A 24,354-nucleotide genomic window follows, 5' to 3' on the forward strand; every position below is an offset into this window, starting at 1 on the left:
TCCCGCTTGTAGTGTGCATCCCGTTTATCGAGCGGACCTCCCAGCACGCTTTGGAAATGGACACTAATATTGCTTGTGAAATTTCACAACATATTTATATCGGTCGATGCCCTGAATTGTTGACCGCGACGGAAGGAAACTGGACATGGCACGTAAGCAGACCAAGCCTAAACCGGTGACGGTAGACACGAAGCCGAAGCGCGCGAACCGGGTCAACTTCATCGATCTTGCCTATGAGCGCATCGAGGAACTGCTGATCAATTGCGAGCTGAAGCCGGGCAGCCAATTGACCTTGCAGGAACTGCAGGAAGCCACCGGTCTCGGTCGCACGCCTGTCCACAATGCCGTCAGCAAGCTTGCCGCAGATACGCTTTTTATCGTTCTGCCTCGCCATGGCTTGCGGGTCGCTCCCATTGATCTGGCGCGGGAACGTCTGCTCCTGCAACTGCGTCGCGACATGGAGCGGTTTGTCGTGAGGCTGGCTGTGGAGCGCGCGAGCCTTTCCCACCGCAATCAGATGCTGCAGATGGAGCGAGCGCTTAAAGAACGGCGCGATCAAATCACGCTAAGCGGATTCAACGCCCTAGACCGTCGCATCAACCAGATTCTGCTCGCCGCAGCAAACGAACCGTTCCTCGAGCACACGTTACGCCCGCTGCATACGATCTATCGCCGTATCGGCTTCATCCACCACACGATTTCGCTCGAAAAGGCAGATCTTTCACAGACGGTCGACTGCCATTTGTCGGTACTCAATGCAGTCGCGAACCGCCATCTCGATACCGCCCTTTCCGCAACCGACGCGCTGATCGGGTTCGTGGATTCCATGTTCGATGAGATGGAAAAAGGAATAGACCCGCGACTGCTGGATTGCAGCATCGAGCCAATCTTCAAGATTTAGCGCCCGATGGGTGCAGCCAATCGCCGCATCATTTGGCGATAAGCAACTCGATGCCGCGTTTTTCAAATTCCTTCGCATCCCTGTCGGAGATGCCGTCATCGGTGATGAAGGAATTTATGACGTCCAGGGAGCCCAGACGGGTGAATGACGAGCGGTTTATCTTGGTCGAATCCGCGACGAGATAAACATGCGCCGCCGCCTTGATCATGGCTTCCTTCAGCTGAAGATCGGCAAAGCTTGGATAGGTAAGGCCAGCATCGAGTGCGACACCTGCGGTCGCGAGAAACAGCTTTCCAGCAAAGATGTTGCGAAAATACTCGACCGACTTATCGCCAGACAGCGAGAGCGTTGGCGACTTGAACTGGCCACCCGGCATGTGAACGGCAAAGCTTGGCACCGAACCAAGAATAATTGCAATGTTGAGGGCGTTGGTGATCAGGGTCAGATCACGGCGACCGGTCAAGCGGGTTGCGATTTCCGTTGTCGTCGTACCTGCATCGAGAATGAGGGTCTCACCGTCTTTGACAAGGCTTGCCGCAAGCGCTCCGATGCGGCGTTTCTTGTCCATGTTATCCTGATGGTGGAGGGACATGGTGCCCGCCTGCGGTGCCGCCGTATTAAGGTAGGCCCCACCATGTTCACGCGTGATGAAACCCTCGTTTTCAAGTCTTTCGAGATCCTGGCGGATGGTCGCTTCGGAGACGCGGAACGCCGATGCCAGCTCTCTAACACGCGCCGAACCTTCCTCCTGCAGCCATTCGAGGATGCGGCGACGTCTTGGTTCGGACAACAGGCCGATCATCGTTTCCGATGCGATATGTTCGTCTTTCGCTTCCATGTGGCCCTGCCTGAACCCGTGTTTCGAGATCAAATGAAACTGCTCGATTCCTCTCCCAACCCTTACAACATCGGTTTACCCGATCAAATGATCAATTGGCGTTCTGCTGCAGCACCACGCGCGCCTGTAGCTTTTGCTGAACCTGGTCTACGACGACCGCGGCAATGATCACCAGCCCCTTGATCACCGTCTGCCAGAATGAAGAGACACCCATCATGATCAGTCCATCGGCGAGAATGCCGATGACGAATGCACCGACGATCGTGCCTGCTATGCGGCCACGTCCGCCCGACATGGACGTGCCTCCCAACACCGCAGCCGCAATCGCGTTCAGTTCGAATGTCTCACCGGTCGCGGGATGGCTGGCCTGAAGTTGCGATGAGATGATGAGGCCGACGAGCGCTGCGCAGACACCGGAGAACATATAGACGAACAGCTTTACCCGGTCGACGCGCACACCGGAGAGCGCAGCACCCCGCTCATTTCCGCCCACCGCATAAATGTGTCGGCCAAGCGGCGTTCTGGTTGCAAGATAGGCCGCGAGCAATGCAACGACCACCATGATCCAGACAGATACCGGCAAGCCGAATAGTGTTCCCGAACCGATGACGCGGAACGTGTCTGAACCGTATTCCGGATTACCGGAAAGATTGGGAAACGTGCGTCCTTCCGAAAAGAGCAATGCAGCGCCGCGAGCCACGTAAAGCGTTCCAAGCGTTGCAATGAAAGGTGCGACGTTGAGTTTGGTTATCAGCAATCCGTTTATCCAGCCGATGAACACGCCCACCACAAGCACGATCAGGCAGATTTCCAGAGTGTTGAACTGGACGCTGTAACCAACGCCTAAAAAGCAGAGGTCGATACCATAGAGGACGAGATAGCCCGCCACCATGGCGCACAATCCAACAATCGAACCAACCGAGAGATCGATGCCGCCTGCGATGATGACAAATGTCATGCCGATGGCGAGAAGCGCGTTCAGCGCCACATGCTTTGAAATAATCAGCATATTACCGGCTGACAGGAAATTCGGCGCGGCGATGGCGAAGAAGGTGAACACAAGGATCAGCGCCACGAATGTCCGCATGTGCAACAGCATGAGGAGCGCGGACGTTCGTTTTCTGTGGCTTCCGGTAATGGTCTTGACGTTGCCAGCGGCGTCGATGCTGCTCATGATACTTCAACCCTTTTAAGATTAGGCGTGGCAGCGGAGATGACATCCGCTGCATTGGCACCGGCCGGGAATTGCCCCGTTAGCCTGCCATTTGCCATGACGAGGATGCGGTCGGAGAGTGCAAGAACCTCCTCCAGATCCGACGTTACGAACAAAATTCCGAGACCATCTGCCGCAAGGTGTCGCATGGTGCGAAAGATTTCAGCTTTTGCCCCGATGTCGATGCCGCGTGAAGGCTCGTCCATCAGCAGGATTTTCGGTTTCGTCATCAGCGCCTTGCCGATAACGACCTTCTGCTGGTTGCCACCGGAAAGGCTGGACACCGGATGCTCGAGGCTGGCGATCTTGATTGCCATGCGCTTGACGAATTCCTTCGCCTTGTCGGCTTCTGCCTTGAGACTGAGGTGAAAACCGCGGGTAAAATCACGCAGCGACGACATGGTGAGGTTTTCGCGGATCGTCATGATCTGCACCAGACCGTCACGCTTGCGGTCTTCCGGTATCAGCGCCAGGCCACGGCGAATACGGCCTGCAACGCTCTTTTCCTTGACCGGCTTGCCCTCGATGAAAAACCGTCCGGTGGAGTTGGGATGTTGTGCCATGATGCATTCCAGCAGCTCGGAACGCCCGGCACCCATCAGCCCATAGAGCCCTACGATTTCGCCTTGCTTGACCGAAAGCGACATGTGATCAACGGCATAGCCGCCAGCGGGGCTCGGCAGGCAGATATTTTCAACGCGGAAAACCTCATCACCCATTTCATGCGCGACAGTCTTTGGAAACTCCTTGGACGCACTGCCGATCATGTTGGCGACGATCCACGGGATATCCACGCCTTTCATCGAACGGGAGCCGGTGATCACTCCATCGCGGAGCACGGTGATATAGTCGCCGATCCTGATCAGCTCCTCCAGGCGGTGGGAAATATAGACGATGCCGACGCCCTGTTTCTTGAGGTCGTTGATGACGCGGAACAGCACTTCCACTTCTGCCGCCGAGAGCGCGGAGGTAGGCTCGTCCAAGATCAGTATCCGGGCGTTTTCCGCCAGTGCCTTGGCAATTTCGATGATCTGCTGCTGGCCGATCCTCAGGTTTCCAAGCGGAACATCAGGATCGATATTCTGCTCGAGCCGCTTCATCAGCGCGCGCGCAGCCGCAACTTGCGCGCCTTTGTCTATATGAATGCCGCCAAGGGTCTTTTCGTGCCCGACAAAGATGTTCTCGGCGACCGTCAAATTGGGAAAAAGGTTCAGCTCCTGAAACACGATGCCCACACCGTGCTTTGCGGCATCCGACTTGTCGGAGAACGTGATTTCCCGACCATCGAGTTCAATCGTGCCGCCATTCAGTTGCTCAACGCCAGCGATCACTTTCATAAGTGTGGACTTGCCCGCACCATTTTCACCGACGAGTACATTGACCGCGCCCATCCGCAGATCGAAATCGACGTTCTTCAGCGCCTGCGTACCTGGGTATATCTTGGAGCCGTTGCGTATTTTCAGGCCGATGGGATGCGGGTCTGAAGGCGTCTCTCCCGTCATGGCGCAACCTCTACGGAAACCGGCATGATGAGGGGCTTTTCGCTGGCGGAGCGGATCGTCACCGCCCCAAGGAAGGTGATGCGTTTACCCTTCAAAGTCGTATCAGCGCCGGGTAGCTTCGAGACGGCCTTGTCGTTCAAGGCTCTTCCGAGCTTGGCATATTCGATCTGGTCCCGAAACGTGGAAAAATCGTAGAGTGTGGTGGTATCGCGCAGCGATGTTCCCTTGATCACCGGCCCCAGCTGAAGCCTTGCGTCCGGCTGGCCATCGCCATCGAGATCAATGTCAGCGACACCTGCCTTGGAGGCGCGGTTTTCTTCCGTGACGGTACCACTGCCCTTGACGGCAAAGTTCCAGCCACCACCTGCACCGCCAACACGCACGCCATGTTTGGCACCGGCTGCATCCAGTCCAGCCTTGACGTCGTTGCGCAAGGTTGCGAGGTCGACGGCCTTTTCGTTCAAGGCAGGAACGAGCTTCGCATCAAAAGACGTATCGACGAGTTCAGCAATCGGATCGGCAGCGGCCCCGCCATCTTCGGCGCTCTTGGTCTTGACCAATTTGCAGCCGGAGAGGGACACGACGAGCAGGCCTGCCAAAAGCACGCTGGTAATTTTCATGGCTATTCGACTTTCTGAAAAGCGGAAACCACCCGGACCAGGACGCGGCCCGGGTGGTCGTCACGATCAATCCTTCAGAGCGAAGGTCTCAAGCTTACCGGCGTTTTCGGCATTGATGAGAATGCAATCCATCAACTGCTTCTCTTCAAGGCCCGTCGATCCAGTCTTGATGAACTTGTCAGCCTGTTCAACCGCGTTTTGTGCCTGTTGATAGGCTGGCTGCAGAACGGTTGCCTTGATACCGCCCTTCTTGATCGAGTCGCGCACATCGTTGGAGCCATCGAAGCCAACGACGATCACGTCCTTACGCCCGGCAGCTTCCAAGGCAGCGTAAGCGCCCATTGCCATCGTATCGTTTCCGGAAATAACGCCCTTGATGTCAGGATGCGCCTGAAGCATGGATTCCATCACCGTATAGGCTTCGGTCTGGGACCAGTTCGCCGTTTGCTTCACGACCATCTTCATTTCCGAATACTGGTCGATGACGTCGTGGTAGCCCTGAGAGCGAATACCGGCATTGGTATCGGACTCCTTGCCGACGAGCTCGGCATAGTTGCCCTTTTCGCCCATGAGCTTGACAAATTCCTCCGCGCCAAGCTGCGCCCCTTGATAGTTGTTGGAGACGATCTGCGAGACAGCAACGCCGGTGGTCGTGATTTCGCGGTCGATCAGGAAGGACGGAATGCCCTTGTCCTTGGCCTTCTGGACTGCAGCGACCGAAGCATCGGCCCCGGCATTGTCAAGAATGATGGCTTTGACGCCTGCGGCAATCGCGCTGTCGAACAGCTCGTTCTGCTTGTTAGCGTCATCGTCATGGACGAGCACCATCGTCTCATAACCGAGTTCCTTCGCCTTGGCGGCGGCACCGTCAGCTTCCGCCTTGAAGAAAGGGTTGTCGTGGCTCGGTGTTATGATTGCAATCTTGTCCGCAGCCATCGCAGCACTGGACATCGCACCGGCGATGCCGAGAGCGACGACGGACATCAAAAGACGTTTCGTCAGTTTCATGAAGACCTCCCGTTGGCAAAGCCGCCCTCCAGCAGCTTTTCGAGTGTCAGACTATCGATTGCTTTCGAATTTTGTCAATATACTTTTGCAAATCTCGTATTCGTCTTTCGTTTCAGAAGATTTTTATTGCTATTTGTGCGATGCACGATGTTTTTTGCACTGCAATACAGTAAAGATCTAGGAAATTTCCTTGAAAACATTATAAGCCTGTGCAGAATGACAGAAGATCGAAAGAATTCGAAAGCAATCAGAAGCGCGAAAGAACTGATCGCCTGCTTGGAGGAGCATATGACCACACAACGTTTTGGTGCCGGCATCTGGCATTTCGCCACGTATCTCGATCGTTATGCAACTGACGGATACGGCACTCCAAGAAGCGTTATCGATGCCATCGATCTGGCTGGGCAGGTCAAGGATCTGTCGGTGGTGGATATCAACTATCCTTTCTTTGGCGGTGATTTTTCCAACGCTCAGGTCAAGGAAGCGCTCGATCGCAACAATCTCGGCGTCATCGGCATTACGCCCGAAATCTACACCCGCGAATTCGTCAAAGGCTCTTTCACCAATCCGGATGCCGGCGTTCGGCGACGGGCACATGAGATCGTGACGGACGCATGCGATCAGGTGCGGTTCTTCGGCGCTGACTATGTCAAACTATGGCCTGGGCAGGATGGATGGGACTACCCCTTCCAGGTCGATTACGGCACGCTGTGGAAGCATTCGCTCGATGGCGTCGGCCAACTTGCCAGCGAGAACCCGGACCTGAAGTTCGTCATCGAGTACAAGCCACGCGAACCGCGCGTGCGCATGAGCTTCGGTTCTGTCGCTCGCACTCTGCTGGGTATTGAGAAGATAGGCCTGCCGAATGTCGGCATCCTGCTGGACTTCGGTCACGCCATCATGGGCGGCGAATCCGCCGCCGATAGTGCGCAGCTTGCCATCGATTACGGTCGCCTCTTCGGCATGGACGTGAACGACAATTATCGCTCCTGGGATGACGATCTCGTTGCGGGCAGCCTCCACCCTATCGAACTGTTCGAGTTCTTCTACTTACTCAGAAAGAACAAATGGGAAGGCGTCTGGCAGTTGGACCAGTTCCCGTTCCGCGAAGACAGTGTCGCCACCGCAAACCACGCAATCGACTTCCTGAAAGCCGCCGACAAGGGCCTTGATGCACTTGATGTCGACGCATTGAAGGAAGCACAAAGCCGCCACGATGCTATTGGCGCGCTGAAGATCGCGCAGAAGGCCCTGTTCGGCGCCATGTAGGCGGCGCTCGGCTTTTTTAGTTTTAGACGAGATATTAGGCTTGCCTAATTCGTAGGCAAGCGAAATTATTTGCTATCAAATGAAACTTTCGCCAGCGTTTGATGCATGGCGTTGCCCGCGGCATTCAACCCGTGACGTAAGGAGTTTTCGGGCTTCACGGAACCTCATCGTCTTTCCGGTGTTCGGTTTTCGGTTCAGAAGCGGCGTTTACGACACGTGCCTGACAAACGCCCTCCAGTCTCGGTGATTGCCCTCCATGACAGCCCGTCGCCTCGTCGTCATCAGTGATTTTCAGGACGGCCATTCATCCGAAGATCATCTACCCGACGTTGATGCCTATCGTTGCCAGTGGTCAGGCGGGGCTCGTGGGGAAGAACCCCGCAGAATCGGACATCCCGACGAGATTGTTGTTTATGGCGGCTATCTGGAGCGTTTGCCCTTGGCAGCAATCAAAGCCGGGCTTGTGGATTGCGCAGAGATATGGACGCACTGGCGCGGAGAAAACCCGCCCCACAGCTGGACCACGGTTTCGCCGTATCTGACGCGTCGTGCCTTTCGCATGAATGGACCAGATGCGCCTATCAACTCAAACGACATGTTGGGGCATATCGAAGCCTTCGGTGCGCCAGATGTTCTGTGCGTGTGGGGCTTGGGCGTTCACGAAGACATTCTCGCCGCCTGCACGCCAAGCTTTAAAATCTACAATTCGATTGACGCCCCGGCACTGCGCATTCCACCAAATGTCAGTCGTCATTTCGATTTGGTGCTGACAGGAGCGGACTGGCAATCGCAGGAGGTCAAGGCACGTCATCCGAAGATGCAGACAAGTGTGATGCCGATCGGACCCGAATTCGCATCGGACGTCACGTTTCACCCGCTCGATCTGCCAAAGGCTTACGACATTATCTATGTCGCAGCGGCACAGGCCTATAAACGGCATGATGTCCTTTTCAACGCCCTTGCCAAACTGCCAACTACGCTTCGCACGGTTTGCGTTTGCGGATATGGCGAAATGGCCGATGATCTCAGAAGACAGGCTTTCGAACTCAATATCCATGTCGATTTTATCGGCCCTCCGGGCGTACCCTTCGAGGAAGTCAACCGGTTGATGAACCAATCGCGGATCGGGGTGGTTTGCGGGGTCGATGATGGCGCGCCCGCAATCATCACGGAATATATGCTTGCCGGTATACCGGTGCTGGCCAACAGTGCGTTGCGGTGTGGGCTACAGTATATCAGCGATGCCACCGGGCGCACGGCTTCCGAAGACGATTTCCATCTCGGAATTCTCGACCTGCTGGACCGGTGCGAAGCACTTTCACCGCGTGACCATGTGCTTCAACACTGGACCTGGCCTCACACGATAAAGCGATTTGCGCAGCTGACGAATAATTTTCGAAAATTTGAATAGAGTTGGCGGAACAAGAAGATCACATACAGGTTCGGTGGCGTCGTCTTAAGGGGTACGCGATGAACCTACTGAATTCCTTCCCAACGCCCGCCAACGAAATTATTGCTATCAATCATCCGATAATTTGCTTTTCTCATCTACGCTGGGACTTCGTCTTGCAGCGACCCCAACATCTGATGCAGCGGTTTTCGGCAGAGCGACAGGTCTTCTTTTTCGAGGAATTCATTCCGACGGATCATCACCTCGCCTATCTGGAAATCCACCCATTCGCAGGGACCACCGTAAAAGCAGTGCGTCCAAGGGTGCCACATTGGTGGAGTGAACAGGAACGCGAAGCAGCACTTGCAGGACTTCTCGATGAACTAATTGCGCTTATGGGCAGCAGCCCGCCGATATTGTGGTTCTACACACCAGCCATGTACAACTTTGCGAGCCATGTCGAAGCGGCAGCGGTTGTCTATGATTGCATGGACGAGTTAGCGAATTTCAGGTTTGCGCCCGCTGATTTGAAAGTCTCCGAACAGGCGCTGATGGCGCGTGCCGATGCGGTGTTCACAGGCGGGCACAGCCTTTACGAGGCGAAGAGAGACAGACACGACAATATCCACCCCTTCCCTTCCAGCGTCGACAGTTCACACTTCTTTGTCGCGAGAATGGAGTTTGTTCAGCCGGTAGATCAGGCCGATATTCCTGCGCCCCGGCTAGGTTATTATGGCGTGATCGATGAGAGGCTGGATCTCGACCTGATCGGCACGGTTGCCGCATTGCGACCAGATCTCTCCTTTGTATTCATCGGCCCGGTGGTAAAGATTTCGCAACAGGACTTACCGCGTGCTGCGAACATCCACTATCTTGGCCAGAAGTCCTATAGTGAACTACCCGTCTACCTCTCTGGGTGGGATGCGGCGTTGATGCCGTTTGCACTTAATGAAGCGACCCGGTTCATCAGCCCCACGAAAACTCCCGAATATCTGGCGGCCGGAAAAGCAGTCGTCAGCACGCCGATCAACGATGTCGTCAAAACCTATGGGGAGGTGGATGGCGTTTTCATAGCATCGGATGCAGATTCATTTGCAAGGCTCTGCGACGAGGCCGTACGGCTTTCACGCGGGGATAAAGCCTGGCTTGAACCAGTTGATGGCCTTCTCGCCAACATGTCCTGGGACAGGACATTCAGGGCCATGGCAATGATTGTCGATAACGCCGTTGAAGCTAACAGGCTGAAACCTTGCGAGAAACACAAGACGCGGCCAATGGTGGATGCCGCAATTGAGTGACCGTCCCAAGGTAGTATTAGCGACCGACAGTCGAAATCCGTCCGGGATGGGTGAGCACATGCTTACCCTTGGACAAGCGTTGGCAACGGATTTCGATATCACCATCGCCCTGATAGCGACGGATGATGACAAGGTTCTTTCACGCGCTGCCCGACTGGGATTGAAGATAAGGCTCGCAAAAGATACGGCTCACTTTCAAAGCTGGTTTTCGAACGAGCCATTCGATCTTTTACATGTTCATGCGGGAATTGGATGGGAGGGGCACGGGCTGGTCGCAGCAGGCTTTGCTGCCGATATACCAGTCATTCGCACCGAACACCTGCCTTATCTTCTGACGGACCCCGAGCAACGCCGGAGCTACGGCGTTGAGGCATCGCGCGTGTCGCACCACATCGTGGTGTCGGAGGCCTCGTACGCAAGTTATGCACCGCACCTTCCTCCAGAGCGGCTGTCGACCATCAAAAATGGGATCTACCCTCTGAAAGCCGGTGGCAAAACGGACGTGTTGCGCAGAAATCTGAAGCTGGAAGACCGCATCGTTCTTTTGAATGTCGCGCGCTTTAGCGCCCAGAAAGACCACGCGACTCTGTTGCGCGCCCTAGAAGAAGTGGTGAAGACGCATCCAGCGACGACGCTTCTACTGGTCGGGACTGGTGAAGAGCGTCCGAATATCGAAGCGATGGCGACGGCGTGCCGCCTGGATGAAAATATACATTTTCTGGGTCGCCGCTCGGATATCGCAGAGCTGATGAGCATGGTCGATCTCTTCGTGCTGCCGTCACGCTTCGAGGGATTACCGCTTGTGGCGCTGGAAGCGATGTCGCTTGGCCTGCCCATCATCGCTACCAGAGTGAGCGGTACACTGGAGGCACTGGGCTCCGATCATCGATTTTTTGCCGATGCGGGCGATCACATCTCGCTGGCGAAGACGATCATATATGCCATCGATCACCGTCAGGAAGCAGAAGCATCCGCTTTGCTCGCCCAAAAGCGTTTCCAACACGAATTTACCGCTCAAAGAATGGCATCGGAAACCGCCGATATCTATCGCCGTTTTATTGCGGCGCCTGCCCGCAATTCACAAAAGGACCAATCCATGCAGAAAACGCGACTTGCCTTTATCGGCACCGGCGGCATCGCCCAGCGGCATCTCGACATTCTGGCTGGGTTCGAAGAGGTCGAACTGGTGGGATTTGCCGATCCGGATACGGGTCGCGCCGATCAGGCAGCCATGCGTTTTGGTGCGAAGTCATTTGCGCATCACCGGGAGATGCTTGATAGCGTGAAGCCGGATGCGGTTTATGTGTGTATCCCGCCTTTTGCGCATGGTGATGCCGAACGGGATCTCATAGAGCGCGGCATCCCCTTTTTCGTGGAAAAGCCGGTATCGGTTGATCTTCAGACGGCTGAGGAAATTGCAAAGGCGGTAACGGACAAAGGCCTGATCACTGCCGTCGGCTATCACTGGCGCTATCTCGATACAGTCGACGAGGCGAGATATTTGCTCGCCGAAAACCCTCCGCAATTAATGTCCGGCTACTGGCTGGACTCGACGCCGCCGCCGCAATGGTGGTGGAAAAAGGACAAGTCGGGCGGACAGATGGTTGAGCAGGCGACACATCTGCTGGATCTGACGCGCTTCCTTGTTGGTGAGGTAACGGAAGTCTACGGGCGCGCCAGTCACAAGGACAGGCACGACTTTCCGGATCTCGACGTTTCAACAACCAGCACCGCAAACCTCACATTTGAGAACGGGGTCGTTGCCAATATAGCCTCCACCTGCCTGCTTGGTTGGAGTCATCGTGTCGGGCTTCACGTCTTTGCTGAAAATTTGGCGATTGAACTCACCGACAGAGAAATCATGGTGGATGTCGGCAGGGGTAGGCCCGTCAGGGGTGCCAATGGTGATCCCGTATGGCGGGAAGACCGCGACCTCATCGACGCCGTTCGTGGCGGAGAAAATCGAATTCGCTGCCCGTATAGCGAGGCACTTCAGACACACCGGCTGGCGCTGGCGGTCGAAAAATCCATTCAGGAAGGCAGACCGGTCCAGCTCGATCCACCGGACACGCCACGCCCTGAACTTGCACCGCTGCGGTTTCAGCCTCAGCCTGATGAACCGCGCGGCTTGCCCGAAGGTCATCGCATTATCCGTTCGCTCGGCATCGAGGCCGAGAAACGGCCGTACTTTTTCGAGTACGAAGAAGGTCCACCGGCTGATGGCCTGATCAGGCTGGACACGCTTTACACCGGGCTTTCAGCCGGGACTGAACTAACCTTCATGAAGAATACCAACCCCTATTTCCAATCGCGCTTCGACGGCGAACGGGGTGTGTTTGCAGGAAACGAGCCCGATCTCCATTATCCGGTGCCGTTCCTGGGCTATATGGAAGTGGCGCGCATTTCCGAGAGCCGCGCACAGGGTTACTCCGAAGGAAGCATCGTCGCTTCCACTTATGCCCACAAGACCGGACACACCGCAGATCCCTACCACGACCTGTTGATAAAGCTGCCGGAAACGCTGGACCCGATACTGGGCATTTTCGTCGCACAGATGGGGCCGATTGCAGCAAACGGGATATTGCACGCCGACGCGGAAGCGTTCGGGCCGCATGTTTCAGGGCTTGGCGCGAGCATCCGTGACCGCCCGGCTATGATCATTGGCGCAGGCACGGTCGGCCTGATGACGGCCCTGTTTGCCCGCCATCTGGGTGCTTCAGAGGTTGTGATCGCCGATCCCTCGGAGTTTCGGCGGCAAAAGGCCGAAGCCATGGGGCTCACTGCCATGACGGAAGACCACGCCTGGCAGCACGCCAAAGCAAGGTGGCATGATGGCGCGATGGGTCGCGGCGCTGACGTTGTTTTCCAAACCCGGGCGCATTCCGATAGCCTGCACACAGCGATGAAAGCCCTGCGTGCGCAAGGAACCGTCATCGATCTGGCATTTTATCAGGGTGGCGCAGACAGGTTGCGGCTTGGCGAAGAATTTCACCACAATGGCCTCAACCTGCGCTGCGCGCAGATCAACCGCGTGCCAAGAGGACTTGCGGCGCTCTGGGACCGGAGGCGATTGGCTCTTTCAACAGTCGAGCTTCTCATTCACGAACAACGCGCCATTCTCGATCACATGATCACTCATGTCGTGCCAATCGATGATGCGCTGGTATTCCTCATCAACCTTGTGGAAAACCGGCCTGAGTTTCTGCAAGTCGTGTTCAAGGTGAGCGAATGACGACAGAGCCTGCTCCCGTTCGTATTCTATTCGTGTTTGCCTGGCTGGTCGTAGGTGGTGAAGAAACAGAGGTTAGGCTGCTTGCCAAGAACCTCGATCCCAGCCGATATCGCATCGATGTCGTCGCCTGCTTTCATAAGCAGGGAATGCCGCAGCAAACCCACGAGCAACTGACCGCGCTTGGGGTCAATGTCGACACCACGCCCTACACCTTGTCGTTTGAGGACACAGTGTCCTATCTGGCCGGGAAAATCCCCAGTTATGACGTGGTGGTATCCTGCCAGAATGTTGCGGATATCTATCCGGCGCTCGAACGTCTGCACCTGCGACCGCCGCTGATCGAGCATGGCGGCCTGGTATCGGAAGCCTTGGCTGGCCCCAAGCACCTGACCAGCAGATATGTTGGCGTGTGCAAATCGATCCGGGACGCGGCAGCCTCCCGTATGCCGGGGCGCGAGCATCACGCGCTTGAAATACCGTCGATGGTCGATCTTGCTGCCTTCGACCCGAACAGCCGAAATCGTATCCGGACGGATCTGGGACTAGAAGACGGCCATCTCGTCGTCGGATGGGTCGGCAGGCTCGACCCCAAAAAGAACGTCGAAGATTTCATCGAGGCTGCATCGATTGTCGCCGCTTCAAACACCGCTGCCCGTTTCGTCATCGTCGGCGGGGCAGATGCATTCATGCCCGATTATGCCACGCGCCTGAAGGAACTCGCTGAAGAGCGCGGCCTTGGCGGCAGGCTCCAGTTTCTTGGAGATCGGAGCGATGTTCCAGAGCTGCTTTCCGCATTCGATATCTTCGTCTGGCTATCGAGAGGCGAAGGAATGCCGCATGTGATTGCCGAAGCGGGTGCAGCATCCTTGCCGGTGATCGCGACACCGGACAATGGTGCCATGCAGCAAATCGAAGACGGTGTCTCTGGCTGCTTCGTGCCCTATAATGATATCAACGCAATCGCTGAGCGAATATGTCAGCTGATTGCCGAACCCGAGCGCAGGCGCAAAACTGGTCTGGCGTTACGCCGCAAGATAGAGACGTGTTACTCGGCCGAGGCCGTCATTCCGCAATGGGAAGCGGTTCTTGCAGATGTGCTCGCGGACAGAAAGCCAGCTATGCCAACGGGCTTGTTTCAATCGTTTCTGCAAGGTGGCTTTGAATGCTCAACGCATCGCCTGCGACCAAAAGACGGCGAACACGTAGGTCGTCGCCTCGATATGATACGGGCTATCAGTCACGATAAGCTGACCGCACAGGATTATCGGCAACTTTCCACTTTCGGAATACGAACCGTGCGTGACGGCTTCCGATGGCACCTGATCGACAATGCCGGTTATTACGACTGGTCGAGCATCCTCCCGATGCTTCGAGCAGCACGAGAGACGGGGACGCAGGTGATCTGGGACCTTCTTCATTATGGCTGGCCGGATGATATCGATATCTGGTCTCCCGCCTTCGTCGACCGTTTCTCTCGTTTTGCAAAAGCTTGCGCGACTATGGTCAAAGGAGAAGGCGATGCCATCCCTTTTTACTGTCCAGTCAACGAGATTTCCTTCTTTTCCTGGGGCGGAGGGGACGCCGGCTATCTCAACCCTTTTGCAAGGAGGCGAGGGTTTGAACTCAAGGTCCAACTGGCGCGCGCAGCCATAGCCGCCATGGACGCGATACTTGAAGTGGAGCCCAAAGCCCGCTTCGTACATTGCGATCCCATCATCAATGTCGTGACCGACCCCATGCGCCCCTGGGAAGCCGGTGCCGCAGAAGGCCACCGGCAGGCACAGTTTCAGGGATGGGATTTGATTTCAGGGAGAATGTGGCCTCAGATCGGCGGTAACGAACGCTATCTCGATATCGTTGGGGTCAATTACTACTACAACAACCAGTGGATTCACGGAGGACCGCCCATCGATGTCGGCCATCCTTTCTACAAGCCGCTCAGCACGATGCTGATTGAGACATATGCAAGATACGGCAAGCCGATCATGATTGCGGAGACCGGTATCGAGGCAGAACGAAGGGAATCTTGGTTTGGCTACGTCTATCGACAGGCAAAGCAGGCGTTAAGGGCGGGTGTTCCTCTTGAAGGATTGTGTCTCTATCCAATCGTCAATCATCCCGGTTGGGACGACGAGCGTGCCTGCGAAAATGGCCTGTTATCCGCCTCTCCATCCGCCGAAGGCCGAGCAGTATTCATTCCTCTAGCGGAAGAGATAGAAAAATCACGACGATAAGCAGGCGGGAATAGTTTTGTCTGGGATAGGATGAAAGCGCCGCTTCGAACAAAACGGCGCTTTTCGTGATCATTCAATGACCGGTAACGCGTAGCGCACCTGCCTCACCCATCCTGCGCTGTACCGCACTGAGCTGACTCACGGAAATGTCGGCAGACACCTCGATCTCGCCGTTCAGCGGGGCGTCGTCGCGCTCTTCATCGCCGGTAACGTCGCCTCCGGATGGCTCTGAACCCGCAGTGTTTGCTGAAGTGGCCGACTGGATGAAAATGTCTGGGCGGGACACACCGTATTGCTGAACGAGGTGCTCCACAGCGAGGTCTGCTTCCTGTCGTGTCTTGAAGGTTGCCCTTACGGTTGTCGTGCTATCATCGGCCATTGCTGCTTCTCCTGTTAGCGTCTTGAGGTCTAACTCGCGTCAGGACTAATAGTTCGAAACAGGCTCTTGGCTCGTAAGGGATAGACGATCATGCAGACACGCCTTCCACTGATACTTACGGCCAGAATTGAAGAAGAAGACCTCGCTTATTTCAATGAACTGCGGAAGCGTCACTTTCCGCCCGACCGTAATTTCCTAAGCGCTCATCTGACGATGTTTCACAGACTTCCGGGGGAATATAAGGATCGGATCATCACGATACTGGAGTCAGCCGTTCGGGATCATATCCCGCTAGAAGCGACCGTCAGTAACATTCGCCATCTGGGGGCTGGTGTTGCCTACAGCATCGAAAACGCTGCGCTGGCCCAACTGCGGGCATTGTTGCGCGAAAAGTTTGCGCCATGGCTCGGCCCACAGGACAAACAGGGGTGGCGGCCGCATATCACGGTTCAAAACAAAGTCGCCAAATCTAGCGCCGACCGATTGTACGAGAATCTCGCCAAAGAGTTTCAGCCGCGCGACATAACCATTACCGGCGTCGATCTTTGGAGGTATCTGAGCGGGCCATGGCAACACGAACGATATGTGCCTTTTGAGCCGAGGAGATGATTTCCGCTCCGTCTTCGCACGGAACCGATAAGATCACGGGTCGTTTCAGTAGGAGACATAAAACTCTAAGGAGACGAGTTATGATCGAGAGCGACAAAAACCAGTCCCCAGTTCCCGATGGTCCACGCGGGCCGAGTTCGACACCCGGTTTGCCCAACCCGCGTCAGGACGACGCGCCGAAGCCGCCGGTCCAAGACCCTGGCGACACCAAGAACCCGAACGATCCGCCTCTCAACCCTGCACTTCTCCCGATCGGCGATCCGGCATCGATGGCCTGAAAAGCGGTTGGGAGCTTGGAAATATCAACCCGGCAAAAAGCAAAAAGGCGATGTCGGATAAGCATCGCATATGGAGCTGATCATGGCGTCGATGAACCTGAAAGACATATCCAAGCGACTCCGCAAGATAGACTTCTGCATGTTCAATACTCACACGGCTTCAGGCGAAATCAAAAGCAGACCCATGAGCAACAACGGTGATGTCGATTACGAAGGAGATTCCTGGTTTTTCTCCTATGAAGATACACGGAAGGTCAGGGAGATAGAAGCGAACAATCGCGTATCCCTTATATTCACCGAGCCACCGAGCATTCTTGGCAAGCCCGGCATTTTCATTTCACTCGACGGTCAGGCAAGCCTCATTCGCGACAAGGCTCGGTTCGAGGAGCACTGGACGAGCGAGCTAGATCGCTGGTTCCCCGACGGCGTTGGCACCCCGGGCGTGGTGCTCGTCCAGGTCAACGCCCGTACCATCGAATATTGGGACGGCGAGGATAACGGCACGGTCTCGCTTGTCTGATTGCCAACTCCACCAGAGTATCAGTTGATAAGAACAACGCAGTTCATTGACACTTAATTTCCGGTTAACCATGATCGCTTACGAGTCGTGGTTCGTCTGCCGAATACGAATCGGCACCCGTTACAATCGGTTTGAGAATGACAAGACAATTGTCTCCGGCATGGCACCGCGGCCTCGGCCTGTTCACGGCTTTGGCTTCGCTTGCGCTGACAAGCACGACATTCGCTCAGGCGGTTTGGACAGGAAGCACAGATAACGAGTTCAGCAATAGCGGGAACTGGTCTCCGTCCGCCCCCAGCGCTACCGACAGTGCGAACGTGTCTACAGGTTCACCACAGGTAACGACGACCGCCACGGTCGGGCGCCTCGGCGTCGAGGGTGGCAATGTTACGATCACTAACAGCGGCGATCTGACGGTGCGTGACGTAACGACGATATCTTCCGGCAGCGTGGGTATCAATCAGGGCGGCACTTTAAGGTCGGATGTCGATCTGAATGGCGGAAGCCTTTTCGTGGACGGAACACTCGACGGCCGTCTGAAGCTGAACAATGGCAGCGTGACGGTGAATGGGGAAGCCGGAAGCGCCGATGTTTCCCTTGGGACAGCCCTTTCCAACAATGGAAACATTGGAGATGTATCGGTCTCCTCTGGAGGTACATTCACCAATAATAATTCCGGCACGACGCAAGCTCTGACGAACACGGGTACGTCTTCCAATGCCGGAACGATCGGCTCCGTGAACAACACGGCCGGTAACTTCACCAACAATGCCGGAGGAAGGGTGACCGGAGCGACAACGGTCGCAGGCGGAACGGTAACCAACAACTTCATCGTTACAAGCGTAGACGTGGCTGCCGCAGCAGCATTCGTCAATAACAGTGGCGCGACAGCGGGCGCCATCCGCAACTCCGGTACGGTGGATAATGCGGGCACCATCGCATCTCTTCAAAACCATGCCGGGAGTTTCACCAATAATGTCGGTGGACGTGTCACAGGTATGACGACCGTGAACGGTGGCACGGCAACCAATAATTTCATCGTGACCGATGTCGATGTGGCCGCAGCCGCAGCCTTCGTCAACAACCTGAATGCGGAGGCGGGCAATGTCCACAATTCCGGCTCCACCACCAATGCCGGGACCGTTGCGTCTTTGCGAAACGAGGGCGGCACCTTTACCAATAATGCGGGCGGCGAAATTACCGGAAACACGGTGATTTCCGGCGGGACTGTGACGAACAACTTCATCGTGACCGATGTCGACGTGGCCGCCGCGGCAGCCTTTGTCAACAATAGCGGTGCACGGGCCGGGGCAGTCGCGAATTCCGGCACGGTGACGAATGCCGGTGAAGTCGCGTCTCTCGATAATTCGAGCGGCACTTTCACCAACAACACCGGTGGTACAGTGACCGGCATAACCCGGATAACCGGCGGCGCAGTTGTAAACAATGCCGACCTTTCCGATGTCGACATCCGCAGCGGCGGACGTCTTACCAATAATAGCGCGGCATCCGCTGGCACTGTTCGCAACGAGGGTGACCTTGCCAATGACGGGACCGTTGCCACTCTGGTCAATGCAGGCGGTTCTTCCGTCAACACCGGCCTGATTACGGGCACGGCATCCGTCACCGGCGGCGAGTTCGTCAATCAGGGAACCGTGGCAGGCCAAGTCGACGTTGCGGGAGGCACCCTCTCTGGCAATGGCAATGCAGGGAGCCTTTTGATCGACACCGGCGGCGTGTTGTCACCGGGACCAGGTATCGAAACGATCAACGTCAGCGGAGATGTGACTTTCCGCTCGGGCTCGCTTTATCAGGTCGATGTCGGCTCGATGGGCACGTCGGACAGGGTGAACGCCGGGGGTGTCGTTCGTCTTGACGGCGGAACTTTGAACATCGCTTCGACAAGCGGCCCTCTGGGCCTGACGAATAGCTATACGATACTTACAGGCAGCGGCATTTCAGGCACCTTTGAAGGAGTGACGAGCGATTTCGCTTTCTTCACGCCAAATGTGACCTACGGCGGCACAGGAGTAAATCTCGATCTGGATCGAAACAGCGTCCGCTTTTCGCAGGTCGCGCGCAGCGGAAATGATCGCACCACCGCCGACGCGGTGGAAGCGCTGCCTTTGTCGAACGCTCTGGTTCAGGCGGTTTTCCCTCTCGACGTAGAGGGGGCGGCAAATGCGTTCTCGCAACTGAATGGCGAACTGCATGAGACGATCAAAAGCAGTCTGATTTGGGAAAGCCGGTTTGCCCGAGAGGCTACCATCGATAACGCGGCTTTCGGAGGTGGCACAAGCTTACCCGGAAGTGATGACGTTTCTTTCTGGTCGACCGGATCGGCAGGGCAAAACCGCTTTTCCAGTGACGGCATTGCGGGCAGCTACGACTATACGACAACGGGTGTGCTGTTCGGTGCAGACACAGCGGCTTCGCAAAACTGGCGCATTGGCGGTGTCGTCGGCTTCAGCCGCCAGACGACCGGCTCTGCGAGCGATATCGAAACGTATCAGGGCGGTCTTTACGCTCGGGGAGAGTACGGTCCGCTACAGCTTCTCGCAGGAACGATCTATTCCCGTAACATGATCTCGACCAAGCGGCAGATCTCGTTCGGCTCGTTCAGTGATGTGGTTTCTACGGACTACGATGCCGATGTCGCTCAGGTGTTCGGCGATCTTTCGTGGAGGCTGGATGTGAATGAAAACACTATGCTCCAGCCGTTTATTAATCTTGCCTACATCGATCTTGATACTTCCAACATAAACGAAAAGGGTGGGCCTGCGGCTTTGTCAGCATTTGACAGTTCCACCCGTGCTGCGACATCCACGATCGGCATAAGATGGTCTACCGACCTGGATATGGGCGATATTCCTGTTGTCGCCTCCGGTGTTCTGAGCTGGCGGCACACGGCAGGCCGGTCGCCATCAGGTGCCTATCGTTTCGATCAGGGCTCTCCATTCGTGCTTGATGGTGTGACCATGCCGAACGACACGCTGGTCGTTAAAGCGGGCCTTACCGCGAAAATGTCGAAAGCGACACGTGTTACGCTGACCTACTTCGGCGAGTTCGGCAGCGGGTTCAAGTCGAGCGCAGCGAATGCAAATCTGGTGGTGGACTTCTGAGAGGAGTTTACACCACCTCATTTTCGGCAACGGGCTATTTTGTCTTCAATCAGGCAACAGCCGCCAGAGGCAATCTCTCAGACGGTTCGACCATCGCCTCTATGCGCCTCAGCAGAGTTCTGGGGAGGCAGGGCTTGGGGCAGAAAGCAGCCGTCGGATATCGCCCGGCCAGTTCTGCGCCATCGGCATGACCGGAGTGAAAAACGAACGGAACATTTGCGCGGGCCAGGGTATCGGCCACGGCAAAGACTTCTCCGTCGATAAGATTGACATCCAGAATTGCGCAGGACGGAAGATTGTTTTGTAGATAAGCGCTCGCAGTCGCGATGCTTGCATAGGGCCCTGCGACGATCCACCCTGCGTCTTCAAGCGACATTTGAAGATCGATTGCGACGAATATCGAGTCTTCGACGAGCAGCACTGTGTTGTGGGTCATATTCGATCTTACCGGCAATATAATCTAGGCTTGAGCTACACGGCGCTTGTTTCGGATTCAATATCATCGCCGGTATGCCGGACAGAGTAGCAAAGAAATACCGTTACGAAGTCGGCAACATTGGCCGTCTAAACGCCCTCACCTCGGATTTGTTCCACTTTGCGCTAACTTTTATCGATATTTTTTTCCGAACCAATGCGGCTCTTCATAACTCCCAAGAGGCATCGTTTGATCACCCTTCCGGAACCGCATCGGCGTGCGGTGGTTAGCGACTGCATACGCCAGGCATCAACGATGAAAGAAGACATGGATACTGCATTGATCGTTGGATATTTCGCTTCCCTATGCTCCGTCTCGAGCTTCGTTCCGCAGGTTATCAAGGTGGTAAAAACCGGCGATACGGCTGCGATATCGACACGGATGTATGCGGTGACGGTCGTCGGCTTTGCGTTATGGGCAAGCTTTGGCCTTATGCGACAGGAATGGCCGATCATCCTCACCAACGTATTCTGTTTCTTGCTATCCGGATACATATTGATCCGAAAGCTAAGGGCTTGATACCTTCCTCCACAGCGGTTGGCGGCAGCGACTTGCGTCAAGTAGAGACGTAAACTTTTGCATGAATCATTTTCATGTGACACGCTCTGGGCCAGAGCCGCAATGAAATATGCATTGAATTGAACGGGATGGAGGGGATTTTTGATGAAGCCACGTATGATAGAGCCGAAGCTTCGATACCTGATCGACACCCCATTGCAGGTGGGTGAATCTCCGGTGTGGGACGACAGAACTGGAAATGTGTGGTTCGTGGATATTACCGCACCTGCAATCTTCCGCCTGGCACCTTCTGGTAAGCTCGATCATTTCCCCATGCCTGCTCCCACCGGTTGCCTCGGCCTTTGTGAAAGCGGGATGATCGTGGTGGGTCTCAAAACCGGGGTCCATATCTTCGATCCGGCAACAGCAAAACTCGAACTTCTGTGTGATCCGGATCAGGGTCGTGCCGACAGTCGCCTCAATGATGGAAAAGTTGGGCCTGACGGGCATTTCTGGGTCGGAACGCGAGATGAAGCGGTTCCACCTACGGGAAATGCACGGCTTTATCGTGTTTCGGCGAATGGCGATACGCAGACGACTATCGAAGGCGGGTTGCTGACATCGAATGGTCTGGCATGGAGCCCTGATGCGAAAAGGATGTACCATTCGGACAGTAGTGGGCTTTTCTTTCAAGCATTCGACTTCGATGCGACGACTGGTGAAATAGGACCCGCAATCCGCCTGCACGATTTTGCCCCCGACGAAGGTAGGCCAGACGGCGCGGCGATAGATATCGACGGCTGCTACTGGAGTGCGGGCGTACAAGCCGGCCGTCTCAATCGCTTCACCCCGGACGGCGAATTGTTCGAGGTGTATACCCTGCCCTTCAAAGGCCCGACCATGCCGTGTTTTGGTGGGTCGGATCTCAAAAAGATCTATCTGACCAGCCTCGTCACCCAACCGAACGGCATCGTCACGCATGGTACGCTGGTCGCATTCGATGCACCGGTCGAGGGAACCGCCGCGTATAGGTTTTCTCTGTAGAGCACAGTCGGCTTACGAAACGACGTCGCCCTTTTGCCGGAAACGATCCGGTGTTTTAACTTCCCCTGTGCAGGCCCTCACGCTGAAGGCCGAAATGATCGAGGATGATGTCGACGTTACGGCGATGGGACTTGAAGTAGAGGTCGAATACATCGCCAAAGAGCGGAACGCTGCCGCAGATCGAGTCGACGGCGATATTGCCCATCATCTTTTTCAGCTTTGCTGGCGGAATGCCCAACCTGCGCGCCTCATTGACGATGTAAAGCCCTACCAAGGCTCCGGCGCTGTCACCGATAACGGGGACGATGCCCATGATGGAGTCCGCGCCAAAACGCATCCGCGTGCCAGGTATACCTATGGCTGTGTCCATGAGACGGGAAATCTGGACAAGTCTTCTGAGGCGCCGAAGACGTTCTTCGGCATTGATGGCTCCGTCTGCAGCTGCAAAACCGCGCGCATTCCACGTCCGTGCAGTCATCGTCTAGTCCTCCAGGCACACCGTCGTAAAATCGAAATCGATTTTTCAATCAGGCGCGATGAGTTGGTTCAACGCGGAGAAGATCTCCATACACCACATGAATTGGGGTGAGATGAACCGGTTTCAAGACTTGAACCGTCGGGTCGAAACCCTTTTTCAGAGGCGACGCTTGCCAAGACGTTAGGCTGAAAGCTCGAATCCCAGCCTTTCCAGACCGCGCTGAACCTCTGGTGCACTCGTGAACAGTCGCCAGAGCAAACCCGATCGGTAATTCTCCATCATGACCACAATCGGACCCTGATCGATGGCGAGATGGGTGCTTGCAACCCAACCCGTCTTTGCGGAGAACGCATCGACGAAACCAAACTTCCCGAAAAGCTTTCCGTCCGAGTGCTGCGCGAATGCGGTCAACGCCGCCGCTGCTTCCGCTGGAAGAAACGGGAAGCTCGCCAATGCTGCGGTCGGCGCAATAATTCCGCCATCGCGCATAGGAGAATAGGCCTTGTACCCGGAAGGCCCATCACAGGAGGTCAGCCCCCACAACGCGTTGTCGCCATATTTCGCACGGCAATAATCATGATTGATGCGGGCGTGTGCTGTGACTTGCTCGCCATATGCGCAATATCGATCACGCAGACGAAACGGGTTCAGACCGCAGAAGGAATATTGCGAAAGGAAAGCGGGACCGCCGTAGGGCTCGCCCAGCGGCAACGTCGTACCGAGGTAGCTTTTGCCATTGACCATTTCTCCATTGCGCGCCCAACCCACATGATAGTTCGCGGGGCTTATCGAATAGGCGCCTGCTCCCGTGGCCAGCACATAGACCAGCAGGGCCTCATTCCAACCGGAAATGCGGACATTTCGCCCCCATCCGAATTTTGGGCTCCAATGCCACCAAAGACCTTCGCTTCCTCCCTTGGTGTACCAGGACCATTCGACTGACTGGATCAGATCATCGAAAAGGCCACGCAGTTCAATCTCGTTTTCGGCGTTTCCGTCGAAGTATTGCCTAGCGCAGATGAGCCCTTGAAGAAGAAAGGTCGTTTCGACCAGATCGCCACCATCGTCCTTTTTACTGAAGGGGATGACCGTGCATTCAGCGGAGTGGATAAAATGTGGAAATGCACCATGAAAGCGCGGCACCCTGCCAAGGGCGTTGACCATCAAGCTGCATCGATCCAATGCTTCCTGACGGGTGATCCAGCCTCGTTCCGCACCGACGAGCAAGGATAGCAAACCGAACCCCGCGCCGGAAATGGAGGTGGTTTCCGAAACCACTCCACCATCTGCATGAAGCCGGTCACGGGGCAAACCGGTCAGTGGATGAGACGCATACCAGAAATAACCGAACGTCTCGCGCTGGACACGGTCGAACAAATGGTCTGTCGAGGGATATTGTGGAAGCGGAAAGGAATTATGCACATCCGTAATCGTTAGCTAACCGAC

General features: G+C 55.7%; 20 protein-coding genes and 1 pseudogene. 12 read left to right on the plus strand and 9 right to left on the minus strand.

The window, feature by feature from the left end:
- The first annotated feature begins 145 nt into the window (after positions 1–145).
- Positions 146–901 carry a GntR family transcriptional regulator gene (locus G6L28_RS14865; protein WP_174064608.1) on the plus strand — a complete coding sequence of 252 codons (756 nt, stop codon included), beginning with the start codon at positions 146–148 and terminating at the stop codon, positions 899–901.
- 28 nt (positions 902–929) lie between these two features.
- Here G6L28_RS14865 and G6L28_RS14870 read toward each other — a convergent pair whose 3' ends face one another.
- The 5 genes from G6L28_RS14870 to G6L28_RS14890 all read right to left on the minus strand — a co-directional run bounded on the left by G6L28_RS14870 (position 930) and on the right by G6L28_RS14890 (position 6,082).
- Positions 930–1,739: a DeoR/GlpR family DNA-binding transcription regulator gene (locus G6L28_RS14870; RefSeq protein ID WP_174064609.1), complete on the minus strand. Its 810-nt coding sequence runs from the start codon at positions 1,737–1,739 to the stop codon at positions 930–932.
- Positions 1,740–1,830: 91 nt separating this feature from the next.
- The gene (locus G6L28_RS14875; RefSeq protein WP_174064610.1) at positions 1,831–2,913 is read right to left on the minus strand and encodes an ABC transporter permease; all 1,083 of its coding nucleotides are present in this window, start codon (positions 2,911–2,913) and stop codon (positions 1,831–1,833) included.
- Positions 2,910–4,454 (minus strand): sugar ABC transporter ATP-binding protein, encoded by a 1,545-nt coding sequence (locus G6L28_RS14880; protein ID WP_174064611.1) that lies wholly within the window; start codon positions 4,452–4,454, stop codon positions 2,910–2,912. The genes G6L28_RS14875 and G6L28_RS14880 overlap by 4 nt, the downstream gene beginning before the upstream one ends.
- Complete coding sequence (locus G6L28_RS14885; RefSeq protein WP_174064612.1) at positions 4,451–5,074, minus strand: DUF2291 family protein; 624 nt, start codon at positions 5,072–5,074, stop codon at positions 4,451–4,453. Before G6L28_RS14885 ends, G6L28_RS14880 begins: the two co-directional genes overlap by 4 nt.
- A gap of 66 nt (positions 5,075–5,140) precedes the next feature.
- The gene (locus G6L28_RS14890) at positions 5,141–6,082 is read right to left on the minus strand and encodes a D-ribose ABC transporter substrate-binding protein (protein WP_174064613.1); all 942 of its coding nucleotides are present in this window, start codon (positions 6,080–6,082) and stop codon (positions 5,141–5,143) included.
- A 288-nt stretch (positions 6,083–6,370) separates the two neighbouring features.
- Here G6L28_RS14890 and G6L28_RS14895 point away from each other — a divergent pair, with 288 nt between their 5' ends.
- From G6L28_RS14895 to G6L28_RS14915, 5 genes and pseudogenes are all read left to right on the plus strand, one after another.
- Positions 6,371–7,351 carry a sugar phosphate isomerase/epimerase family protein gene (locus G6L28_RS14895; RefSeq protein ID WP_174064614.1) on the plus strand — a complete coding sequence of 327 codons (981 nt, stop codon included), beginning with the start codon at positions 6,371–6,373 and terminating at the stop codon, positions 7,349–7,351.
- Between the two features lie 256 nt (positions 7,352–7,607).
- On the plus strand, positions 7,608–8,762 hold the full coding sequence (locus tag G6L28_RS14900) for a glycosyltransferase (protein ID WP_174064615.1): 1,155 nt from the start codon (positions 7,608–7,610) through the stop codon (positions 8,760–8,762).
- A 59-nt stretch (positions 8,763–8,821) separates the two neighbouring features.
- Positions 8,822–10,012 (plus strand): annotated as a pseudogene (locus tag G6L28_RS14905) (glycosyltransferase family 1 protein); the annotation flags it as partial.
- Positions 10,013–10,085: 73 nt separating this feature from the next.
- The gene (locus G6L28_RS14910) at positions 10,086–13,271 is read left to right on the plus strand and encodes a glycosyltransferase (protein ID WP_234902595.1); all 3,186 of its coding nucleotides are present in this window, start codon (positions 10,086–10,088) and stop codon (positions 13,269–13,271) included.
- Positions 13,268–15,505 carry a glycosyltransferase family 4 protein gene (locus G6L28_RS14915; protein ID WP_174064618.1) on the plus strand — a complete coding sequence of 746 codons (2,238 nt, stop codon included), beginning with the start codon at positions 13,268–13,270 and terminating at the stop codon, positions 15,503–15,505. Before G6L28_RS14910 ends, G6L28_RS14915 begins: the two co-directional genes overlap by 4 nt.
- Before the next feature lie 73 nt (positions 15,506–15,578).
- On the opposite strand, the gene G6L28_RS14920 is transcribed toward G6L28_RS14915, so the two are convergent.
- On the minus strand, positions 15,579–15,884 hold the full coding sequence (locus tag G6L28_RS14920) for a hypothetical protein (protein ID WP_174064619.1): 306 nt from the start codon (positions 15,882–15,884) through the stop codon (positions 15,579–15,581).
- Between the two features lie 90 nt (positions 15,885–15,974).
- Here G6L28_RS14920 and G6L28_RS14925 point away from each other — a divergent pair, with 90 nt between their 5' ends.
- The 4 genes from G6L28_RS14925 (at position 15,975) to G6L28_RS14940 (ending at position 20,413) form a co-directional block, all read left to right on the plus strand.
- Positions 15,975–16,493 carry a 2'-5' RNA ligase family protein gene (locus G6L28_RS14925; protein ID WP_174064620.1) on the plus strand — a complete coding sequence of 173 codons (519 nt, stop codon included), beginning with the start codon at positions 15,975–15,977 and terminating at the stop codon, positions 16,491–16,493.
- A gap of 80 nt (positions 16,494–16,573) precedes the next feature.
- Positions 16,574–16,771, plus strand: coding sequence for a hypothetical protein (locus tag G6L28_RS14930; protein ID WP_174064621.1), 198 nt, complete (start codon positions 16,574–16,576; stop codon positions 16,769–16,771).
- Positions 16,772–16,853: 82 nt separating this feature from the next.
- A complete protein-coding gene (locus G6L28_RS14935) occupies positions 16,854–17,291 on the plus strand; it encodes a pyridoxamine 5'-phosphate oxidase family protein (protein WP_174064622.1) in 438 nt (145 codons plus the stop codon).
- Positions 17,292–17,428: 137 nt separating this feature from the next.
- Positions 17,429–20,413, plus strand: coding sequence for an autotransporter outer membrane beta-barrel domain-containing protein (locus tag G6L28_RS14940; RefSeq protein ID WP_174064623.1), 2,985 nt, complete (start codon positions 17,429–17,431; stop codon positions 20,411–20,413).
- Between the two features lie 49 nt (positions 20,414–20,462).
- On the opposite strand, the gene G6L28_RS14945 is transcribed toward G6L28_RS14940, so the two are convergent.
- On the minus strand, positions 20,463–20,849 hold the full coding sequence (locus G6L28_RS14945) for a response regulator (protein WP_174064624.1): 387 nt from the start codon (positions 20,847–20,849) through the stop codon (positions 20,463–20,465).
- Positions 20,850–21,155: 306 nt separating this feature from the next.
- Here G6L28_RS14945 and G6L28_RS14950 point away from each other — a divergent pair, with 306 nt between their 5' ends.
- A complete protein-coding gene (locus G6L28_RS14950) occupies positions 21,156–21,407 on the plus strand; it encodes a SemiSWEET family sugar transporter (protein WP_174064625.1) in 252 nt (83 codons plus the stop codon).
- Between the two features lie 141 nt (positions 21,408–21,548).
- Complete coding sequence (locus G6L28_RS14955; RefSeq protein WP_174064626.1) at positions 21,549–22,430, plus strand: SMP-30/gluconolactonase/LRE family protein; 882 nt, start codon at positions 21,549–21,551, stop codon at positions 22,428–22,430.
- Between the two features lie 55 nt (positions 22,431–22,485).
- Here the strand turns inward: G6L28_RS14955 and G6L28_RS14960 are convergent, their stop codons facing one another.
- Positions 22,486–22,908: a DUF4112 domain-containing protein gene (locus G6L28_RS14960; RefSeq protein ID WP_174064627.1), complete on the minus strand. Its 423-nt coding sequence runs from the start codon at positions 22,906–22,908 to the stop codon at positions 22,486–22,488.
- Positions 22,909–23,088: 180 nt separating this feature from the next.
- Positions 23,089–24,285 carry a glucoamylase family protein gene (locus G6L28_RS14965; protein ID WP_174064628.1) on the minus strand — a complete coding sequence of 399 codons (1,197 nt, stop codon included), beginning with the start codon at positions 24,283–24,285 and terminating at the stop codon, positions 23,089–23,091.
- Between the last annotated feature and the right edge of the window lie 69 nt (positions 24,286–24,354).

The sequence above is a fragment of the Agrobacterium larrymoorei genome, assembly GCF_013322225.1.
GTDB classification, from domain to species: domain Bacteria; phylum Pseudomonadota; class Alphaproteobacteria; order Rhizobiales; family Rhizobiaceae; genus Agrobacterium; species Agrobacterium larrymoorei_A.